Origin of the sequence: Hathewaya limosa, from assembly GCF_030815255.1 — a bacterium.
Classification (GTDB): Bacteria; Bacillota; Clostridia; order Clostridiales; family Clostridiaceae; genus Hathewaya; species Hathewaya limosa.
In genome coordinates this window covers 1-9060 of sequence record NZ_JAUSWN010000040.1, presented here as the reverse complement: position 1 = coordinate 9060, position 9060 = coordinate 1, and the positions used below count along the sequence as shown (strand labels likewise).

Genomic DNA, 9060 nt, shown 5'->3' with positions numbered 1-9060 from the left:
AACCTCACGTTTAAAAATTTCTTTTATTCTATTATACATAAAAAATCCTATGAAATAGACTTTTTTAAATTGTCTACTTCATAGGATACATTTTAATATTAGATGGTTTTTATTTTAAATAAAAATAGTGTATAATAAAAATTAAGTAATAATTATTATTAATAAAACAACCGATATATTCTTTAATATAAAATTTAGTAAATAGGAGCTTTTATATGAGTGAAACAATTCATAGTAAGTTTATGAAAGAAGCATTAAAAGAATCAAAAAAGGCTTTAGAATTAGATGAAGTACCTGTAGGAGCTATTATTGTAAAGGATAATATAATTATTAGTAGAGCCTACAATTTAAGAGAAAAATTAAATGATCCTACAGCCCATGCAGAAATAATAGCTATAAAAAAGGCATGTGAAAAGCTACAAAATTGGAGGCTTACTGGGTGTTCTATGTATGTAACTTTAGAGCCTTGTCCCATGTGTGCAGGAGCAATTGTTCAAAGTAGAATATCCAATCTTTATATAGGTACATTTGATTATACATGTGGGGCTTGTGGTTCCGTGTTAAATATAACCAATAATGATTATATTAATAGTTTTACCAATACTAAATGGATGTATCATGAGGAGTGTAGTAAAATTTTAAAAGATTTTTTTAAACTGAAAAGAAATAAAAATTTAAAGGAGAAAAAATATGAGTAATATAAACGAAGAGATTTTAGATAAATTAACTAAAGTATGTGTATGTAATGCAATTTCAAGATATAGTATAAAAAAAGCTATAGTAAATGGGGCAACAACTGTAGAGGAGGTAAAGAAAGTTACTGGTTCAGGTACGGGTAGTTGCAAAGGAAGTAGATGTTGTAGAAAAATAGAAGAATTAATTAAAAAATATAACAATGAAGAAATGTAACATAGTTTTAAAAATTTAACCGTAAAAATTTTAGTTTTATAAAGTTGACAATTATATTAATAAAACCTAATATATAAACAAAATACTGATGTTTAAGAGGTGATATAATGGACGGAAATTTTAAAAAATATGAACAAGATGCTGAACTTTTAAAGGTCCTTGCTCATCCAGTTAGATTATGTATAGTTAATGGACTTTTAAACAAAGGCAAATGTAATGTTTCTAAAATGCAAGAATGTTTACAAATACCTCAATCTACAGTGTCACAACATTTACAAAAATTAAAAGCTGCAGGGATTATAGCTGGTCAAAGAAATGGACTTGAAGTTTCATACATAGTAAGCAATGAAAGAGTTAAAGAAGTTGTTAAAGCCTTGGAAAATATTTAAATATTACAAACAGAATAATTTAGCTTATAGGGCTTTAAAATAAAAAAACATATATTTAAATTTAAGACGTATATACTTTAATAATTAACATAGCGGTGATGCTAAGTATTAAATTAAAGGTATATACGTTTTTAGTTTATTGTTAAAACTTTTTCATAAAAAAGAAATATTAAAGTAAAATTTTAAATATAATGAAAATTTGAACAAATATATATAAATGGTTCTGTGTTTATGATAAAATAGCTTAATAGAAGTAGGATAAATAATTATTTTAAAGAAGTGGGGGATATAATATGAAATTTAATGATATGCCATATGAAAGACCTAATATGGATAATTATAAAGTACAATTTAATGATCTTTTAAATAAGCTAAAAAATGTATCAAATGCAGAAGAAGCTACAAAGCAAATGGAAGAGATAAATAAACTAAGAAATGATTTTGAATCAATGTGTGCACTAGTAACTATAAGACATACTATAGATACTACTGATAAATTCTATGAAGATGAACAAGCCTATTTCGATGAAAATTATCCGGTTTATGAAGGGTTAGTTACAGAATATTATAAGGTTATAGTAAATTCTAGATTTAAAGAAGAATTAAAAAAGAGCTTTAAGGAACAAGTATTTAATTTAGCTGAAGTTTCAATTAAGTCCTTCTCAGAAGAGATAGTTGAAGATTTACAAGTTCAAAATAAGTTATCAAGTGAATATACAAAATTGATAGCTTCTGCCAAAATTATGTTTGAGGGTGAGGAAAGAAATTTAGCGCAAATGTCTCCTTTCCAATTATCAAAAGATAGAAAAATTAGAAAAAAAGCAAGTGAAGCTAAATTTGGATTCTATGCACAAAACCAAGATAAAATAGATGATGTCTATGATAAATTAGTCAAAGTAAGAACTAAGATGGCTAAAAAGTTAGGCTATGAAAATTTTGTTCAATTAGGATATGATAGACTAGGAAGAACGGATTATAATGCAGAAATGGTTACTAAGTTTAGGGAACAGGTAATAAAATATATTGTTCCTTTAGCAGAGGAATTACGAAAAAGACAATCTAAGAGATTAGGATTAGAATCATTAAAATATTATGATCAATCTTTCAAGTTTCTATCAGGTAATCCAACACCAAAGGGTGATTCAGATTGGATTATAGCAAATGGTAAGAAAATGTATGAAGAATTATCTTCTGAAACAGGCGAGTTCTTTAATTTTATGTTAGATAATAATTTAATGGATCTTGTTAGTAAAAAAGGAAAGGCAGGGGGAGGATATTGTCATTACCTAGGTAAGTATAAAACTCCATTTATTTTCTCTAATTTTAATGGTACATCTGGTGATGTAGATGTATTAACACATGAAGCAGGACATGCTTTTCAAGCTTATTCAAGTAGAGGCTATGATATTCCAGAGTATGGATTCCCAACTTATGAGGCATCAGAAATACACTCAATGAGTATGGAGTTTTTAACATGGCCATGGATGAATTTGTTTTTTGAAGAGGATACAGAGAAATATAAATTTATGCATCTAAGTAATGCAATATTATTCATTCCTTATGGTGTATGTGTAGATGAATTCCAGCATGTGGTATATGAAAATCCAGATATGACCCCTGAAGAAAGAAGACTCGCTTGGAGGAAATTAGAAAAAAAATATGAACCAAGTAAGAGTTATGAAGGTAATGAATTCTTAGAAAATGGAGGTTGGTGGTTTGGACAAAGACATATATTTGAAACTCCATTTTATTATATAGATTATACTTTAGCTCAAATATGTGCTCTTCAATTCTGGAAAAAGGCAAACGATAATAGAGGAAAAGCTTGGGAAGATTATGTAAGATTCTGTAAAGAAGGAGGAAGTGAATCCTTCTTGAATTTAGTTAAAATTGCAAATTTAGTATCTCCATTTGATAATAATTGCATAAAGTCAATTATTAATGATGTAGAAGAATGGTTAAACAAGGCAGATGATACTAGTTTATAATTTTAATTAAATGTAAAAAAGCTAATTTTTTAGTATTGTCTTGTAAACACTAGGTTTTTATAATATTGGGGAACGAGGATATTTCGATTGTTTGACAAATGTTACGAAAATATTAATTGAAAAATTTAATGTTAATAAAAACTTAATTTAAAATCGTTGAAAATCAATGGAGAATGATGTAGAATTTAATTATTCAATAAATATTGAAAGTTTTGTAATGTTATCCTCCAATTTTAAAAGCTATACGCTTTTAAAATTTCCACAATCCCCTTTACCCAAAAGACATCGGTACCCCTCCGATGTCTTTTACTTTATATAAAAATTATAGTTTTTATATTGTAAGGTATACATATAATATGTAACATGAAAAAATGTTTTATGGCTAAAAAATTGTTACTAAGATAATGTTTTATAAGAAAGTAAAATTTATAGCATATGGTAGTTAGAAACTTTCCATCGTAGGTATATTTATAGTTAAAACAATATTGTTTTAACTATAATAAGAAAGTATATTTTAACTAAATTGTATGTTGAATTATTACAAATATATAATAGAATATAATAAAGGGGAATGAAACGTATTACTATAAAAATTAAAAGAGATTTATATTTTACGAGGGGGAAGTAAAATGATGCTTGAATTTCGAAAACCAACAGAAAATGATTCTAAGGAGATTTCAACTTGGAAATATGATGGAATATATTCTTTCTATGATAATGACAAGACAAAGACTAAGCAAGAATGGGCATTAAATATACATAAAGATGAAAATGCCTTTATGATATATAAGGAAAATGAGTTAATTGCAAATTGTTGTTTTAATTTTGATAAAGATAAAATTTTATTTGGTATTCAAATGAAGCCAAAATTAACAGGTAAGGGTATGGGTACGGATATAGTAAATGAGGCATTAAATTTTGGAAGAGAAAAATTTAAGTTTAACAATATATGGATATTTGTTGCTGAATTTAATAATAGGGCAATAAAGATTTATAAAAAGCTAGGTTTTAAAATAACGTATGAATTTGTATGGAAGGTTAATGGGGAAGAAACAGGATTTATAGAAATGCAAAAGAGTTGGAATGAAGTTTAAAAAGATTAAAACAAAAGGTAATTAATATTGTTTTCTTCCTTATTATATGTATTAAGGAGAAATATTCTATAGTAAACAAGTAAATAGGAGAGTTGTTAAAATAGGAAAATATTAAAATAACATCCTAAATTTAATTTAAAAAATCATGAAATAAATTTTACAACTAAAAAATATGTATACCAGTAAATAAAGGGCACAGAGCAGGATTATGCTTATTTTTTATTATCGTAAGATTTATTTGACAGGTATATTAGCCTATGTTAGAATATGAGGGAAACAAAATTAAATTAAGTAGTATATATCGTAAGTATATATATGATAATGGTAAAGGCAGAATATGCGGATGCCATTAATGTTACTAGTATAACATAGAATATGGAGAGATGTCTGAGTGGTTGAAGGAGCACGCCTGGAACGCGTGTGTAGGGGAAACTCTACCGTGGGTTCAAATCCCACTCTCTCCGCCAAGGTCGTACTAGCTGGGGAGTTAGCGGTGCCCTATAACCTGCAATCCGCTATAGCAGGAGTGAATTCCTTGTTTAGGCTATAGTTTGTTTGGTCTGGCTTATATAAGTGGCGTTGAGAACTGGGTCCCACGCAACAGAGATTCGTGAACCTCGTCAGGTCTGGAAGGAAGCAGCGATAAGCGAACCCCTCTGTGTGCCGTGGATCAATCTGGTTTGAGTTAACTGTATGAGTAACGCTTATAAACTATAAGTCGACACAAGGTGTACGACTTTAATATTTGAATTTAGAGCTCGACTTTTAGTCGAGCTATTTTTATAAAAAGAAAAATAAAACTTATCATAAATTCCTTAAATAGGATATAATATAGATAGTTGTTATATATTTTAAATATTCAATTATGCTGAAAAAGAGGTGAATTTTTTGGCTTATACTGCTTTATATAGAGAATGGAGACCTAAACGATTTGAAGATGTAGTTGGTCAACATCATGTAACTATTACATTAAAAAATCAAATAAGGAATAGTAGAATAGCACATGCTTACTTACTTTGTGGTACTAGAGGAACAGGTAAGACTTCTACTGCTAAAATTTTAGCCAAAGCTATAAATTGCCTTAATCCACAAGATGGGGAGCCATGTAATGCGTGTGAAATGTGTAAAAACATTAATTTAGGTACTGCCATGGATGTAACAGAATTAGATGCAGCTTCACATAATAGTGTTGATAATATAAGAGATATTATAGAAGATGTACAATATCCTCCTAGAGAGGCAAAGTATAAAGTTTATATTATCGACGAGGTACATATGTTATCAATAGGTGCTGTTAATGCATTTCTTAAAACGTTAGAAGAACCTCCATCTAATGTGGTATTTATATTAGCAACAACGGATCCACAAAAGCTTCCTATAACTATTCTTTCAAGATGTCAACGTTTTGATTTCAAAAGAATAAAAAGTGAAGATATTTTTGGAAGGTTAAGGGATATTGTAAATGAAATAGGTATATTGGCCGATGATAGTAGCTTGAAGTTAATATCTAGAATGTGTGATGGAGCTATGAGGGATGCCCTAAGTCTACTAGATCAAGTAATATCTATGAATAACAATAAAATAGATTATGATAGTGTAGTAGATATTTTAGGATTAGTAACTAATGACAATCTTATAAAACTTGTTGATAATATAATAGAAAAGAATATAGATGAATCTATAAAAATATTAGATGATATAGTTTTAAGTGGTAAAGATATATATGTATTTATAAAAGATATGATACTTCATATGAGAAATCTTATGATGGCAAAAATAACAGATAAAGCTGAAGATGTTCTAGATATGTCTACAGAAAATATACAAATTTTAAAAGAACAAGGTTCTAAACTTAGAGTTGAAGAGATTATGAGGTATATAAGAATTCTTCAAGAAACTGAGGAACAATGCAAGTGGAGTAAACAAAGTAGAATATTTTTAGAACTTGCAATAATAAAAATTATAAAAGTAGAATATGATACATCAAAAGAGGTCATAGTATCTAGAATAAATAATTTAGAGAAGAAAATAAAAGAAGGAAACATAGTTATAAATAATAGTGTAGTTGAAAGTAATAAATCCCATGTAAATAAAGCTAATGTAACTTCACCGAATAATGACCAAGGTAATTTTAGTCGGACAATAAAAAGTGAAGAGGAAAAAATTGAAGTTGTAGAAAATCATAATTCTACAATATCTATTGATAAAGTTAAAGCTGCATGGCAAGATATATTAGAAATTTTTAAATCAAGAAGAGAAATGATAATATATGCATCATTAGTTACTGGAAATGTTAGCGATTGTAAAAATGGTATAATTGAAATTACATATGAAGAACAATATGCATTTAACAAAAAGAGGCTTGAAACCGAACAATTTAGAAAAAGAGTAAATAGTATATTTTCAGAAGCATTAAATGAGCCTGTTACAGTTAAATATAAAGTTTTATATCAAAAACCACAACAACCAACAGAAGAATTAATAAAGAATTCTTTAGGTGATATTAAACTTGAAGTATTTGATTGATCTAGTTTAAAATAAATTGTAAATAATTAAATTTTAGGAGGTATGTATTATGGCAAGAGGTGGATTCCCAGGTGGTATGGGTGGAAACATGAATAATTTATTGAAACAAGCACAAAAGCTTCAACAACAAATGGAGAAAATGCAAGAGGATTTAGAAACTAAAACATTTGAAGTTTCAGTTGGTGGAGGTGCAATAGTAGCTGTTGCCAATGGTAAAAAACAATTAATAGATATAAAAATAAAAGAAGACGTAGTAGATCCAGATGATGTTGAAATGTTACAAGACTTAGTTATTACTGCTGTTAATGAAGTTTTAAGAAAAGCAGAAGATGAAACTTCTAAAGAAATGGGTAAATTAACTGGTGGTATGAATTTACCAGGTGGATTATTTTAATTACTAATGTAGATTCATTAAAGAATATTGCTATATGAGAGGTGAGTATATGGACTTTTATCCAGTAGCAATAGAAAAGTTAATAGAGGAGTTTGCAAAACTACCTAATATAGGACATAAAACAGCTCAAAGACTTACTTTACATGTACTTAATCTTCCTAAGGAAGAAGTAGAAGAGTTCGCCGATGCCCTTGTAAAGGCTAGAGGAACAATAAAATATTGTTCAATTTGTGGTAACTATACAGATAAAGATCCTTGTTCTATATGTTCTAACCCTAATAGGGATAGAAGCACGATCTGTGTAGTAGAAAATCCAAAAGATATTATGACTATGGAAAAAGTTCGAGAATTTAATGGAGTCTATCATGTACTTCATGGAACTATATCTCCAATGGCTGGAAGAGGTCCAGAGGATATAAAGTTAAGGGAACTTATAAGAAGAATAAATGGAGAAGTAAAAGAAGTTATAGTTGCTACGAACCCTAATATAGAGGGGGAGGCAACTGCTATGTATATTTCAAAGATCTTAAAACCATTAGGAGCTACAGTAACAAGAATAGCTCATGGTGTTCCTGTTGGTGGAGATTTAGAATATGCAGATGAAGTAACACTTTCTAAAGCTTTAGAAGGAAGAAAAGAAATATAAGTAGTCCATAAAAAGAGTAATGGAAATTAATAAAATGCCATTACTCTTTTTCTATTATAAAAGTTTGCAAATATTTATTATATAAACTGTCATGTTTAGGAGTATATATGAAATATATATATATTATGTATATATATTACAACTAAAGTTAATAATAGTGATAAGAATATATAGTCTAAGTTAGAAAGTGGAGGATAATAAATATGAACAAACAAGAAGTTATAGATACTTTATTTAATAATGTTAAATATACAGATGAGGAAAAAGAAATAATAACTTATTTAGAGGAAGCTAGAGAAGAATGGGAAGCAGCAAGTAGATTTTTTCAATATGTAAGTGAACCGGATTTAGTTGATTATGCAATATATGAAGAGGATGCAGCTAAATCTAAATTTATGTACTATTTAACCAAGGCTAAAGAAAGAAATATAGAAATAGACTGGTATTATATGATAGGATAACAATTATAATAAGCTAAAATACATATATAAATTCTATAGTTAAACATTCTAGATATAAACTTACAAGTATAAAAGATAGAGGGGGAGAATAAATGGCAAGTATACCTTATTATATTTTAGCTGTATTAGTATTAATAATAGTAGTTAAAATATTTTCGTGGCCTATAAGGGTTTTAATCAAACTCTTATTAAACGGTTTTTTAGGATATATATTATTGTTATTATTAAATTTTTTAGGAAAAAGTATAGGTATATATGTACCTGTTAATGCAATCAGTTCTTTAATAGCAGGTTTCTTCGGGATACCAGGAGTTATATTTCTAATAATTTTCAATAAGTTTCTATAATAATAAGTTAGGCTAGGTTATAATTTGTAGAAAGTATTATAACCTAGCTATTTTTTGTATAAAACTTAGTATAAGTGGTAAGAATACTAATAAAATACTAAGTGTAAATCAATTAAAATTTAACTAAATAAAAAAATATAAAAAAATAGTTGACAAAAACTAAAAATATTGTTAGAATAAAAAAGTAGTCAGCGATGAGCACTACGAAATAAGAAATTGATCTTTGAAAATTAAACAGAGTATGATAAACAACTCGTATTCTTTTGAAATAAAAATTAAATGCTTAGCAAGTAATGCTTAAGTCAG

At 27.8% G+C, this 9060-nt stretch carries 10 protein-coding genes, 1 tRNA gene and 1 other RNA gene; all 12 read left to right on the top strand.

Annotation, left to right across the window (positions count from 1 at the left end; translation table 11 throughout):
* The first annotated feature begins 215 nt into the window (after positions 1-215).
* The 12 genes from tadA to QOZ93_RS13630 all read left to right on the top strand — a co-directional run bounded on the left by tadA (position 216) and on the right by QOZ93_RS13630 (position 8754).
* On the top strand, positions 216-698 hold the full coding sequence (gene tadA / locus QOZ93_RS13685; protein WP_111940075.1) for a tRNA adenosine(34) deaminase TadA: 483 nt from the start codon (positions 216-218) through the stop codon (positions 696-698).
* Positions 691-909, top strand: coding sequence for a (2Fe-2S)-binding protein (locus QOZ93_RS13680; protein WP_111940077.1), 219 nt, complete (start codon positions 691-693; stop codon positions 907-909). The genes tadA and QOZ93_RS13680 overlap by 8 nt, the downstream gene beginning before the upstream one ends.
* 107 nt (positions 910-1016) lie before the next feature.
* Positions 1017-1298: an ArsR/SmtB family transcription factor gene (locus QOZ93_RS13675; RefSeq protein WP_111940079.1), complete on the top strand. Its 282-nt coding sequence runs from the start codon at positions 1017-1019 to the stop codon at positions 1296-1298.
* 293 nt (positions 1299-1591) lie between these two features.
* Positions 1592-3286, top strand: coding sequence for a M3 family oligoendopeptidase (locus tag QOZ93_RS13670; protein ID WP_307357374.1), 1695 nt, complete (start codon positions 1592-1594; stop codon positions 3284-3286).
* Positions 3287-3915: 629 nt separating this feature from the next.
* On the top strand, positions 3916-4380 hold the full coding sequence (locus QOZ93_RS13665) for a GNAT family N-acetyltransferase (protein ID WP_307357371.1): 465 nt from the start codon (positions 3916-3918) through the stop codon (positions 4378-4380).
* 377 nt (positions 4381-4757) lie between these two features.
* Positions 4758-4847 (top strand) — tRNA-Ser (locus QOZ93_RS13660).
* Between the two features lie 3 nt (positions 4848-4850).
* Positions 4851-5116: signal recognition particle sRNA large type (gene ffs / locus QOZ93_RS13655), an RNA gene on the top strand.
* Between the two features lie 152 nt (positions 5117-5268).
* Complete coding sequence (gene dnaX / locus QOZ93_RS13650) at positions 5269-6906, top strand: DNA polymerase III subunit gamma/tau (protein WP_307357368.1); 1638 nt, start codon at positions 5269-5271, stop codon at positions 6904-6906.
* A gap of 49 nt (positions 6907-6955) precedes the next feature.
* Positions 6956-7300, top strand: a complete 345-nt coding sequence (locus QOZ93_RS13645) for a YbaB/EbfC family nucleoid-associated protein (protein ID WP_111940087.1) — start codon at positions 6956-6958, stop codon at positions 7298-7300.
* Positions 7301-7349: 49 nt separating this feature from the next.
* Entirely contained in the window at positions 7350-7946 is a 597-nt protein-coding gene (gene recR / locus QOZ93_RS13640; protein ID WP_111940089.1) for a recombination mediator RecR, read from the top strand.
* A 203-nt stretch (positions 7947-8149) separates the two neighbouring features.
* The gene (locus QOZ93_RS13635) at positions 8150-8407 is read left to right on the top strand and encodes a DUF2508 family protein (RefSeq protein WP_111940091.1); all 258 of its coding nucleotides are present in this window, start codon (positions 8150-8152) and stop codon (positions 8405-8407) included.
* Between the two features lie 92 nt (positions 8408-8499).
* On the top strand, positions 8500-8754 hold the full coding sequence (locus QOZ93_RS13630) for a pro-sigmaK processing inhibitor BofA family protein (protein ID WP_307357364.1): 255 nt from the start codon (positions 8500-8502) through the stop codon (positions 8752-8754).
* The last annotated feature ends 306 nt before the right edge of the window (positions 8755-9060 follow it).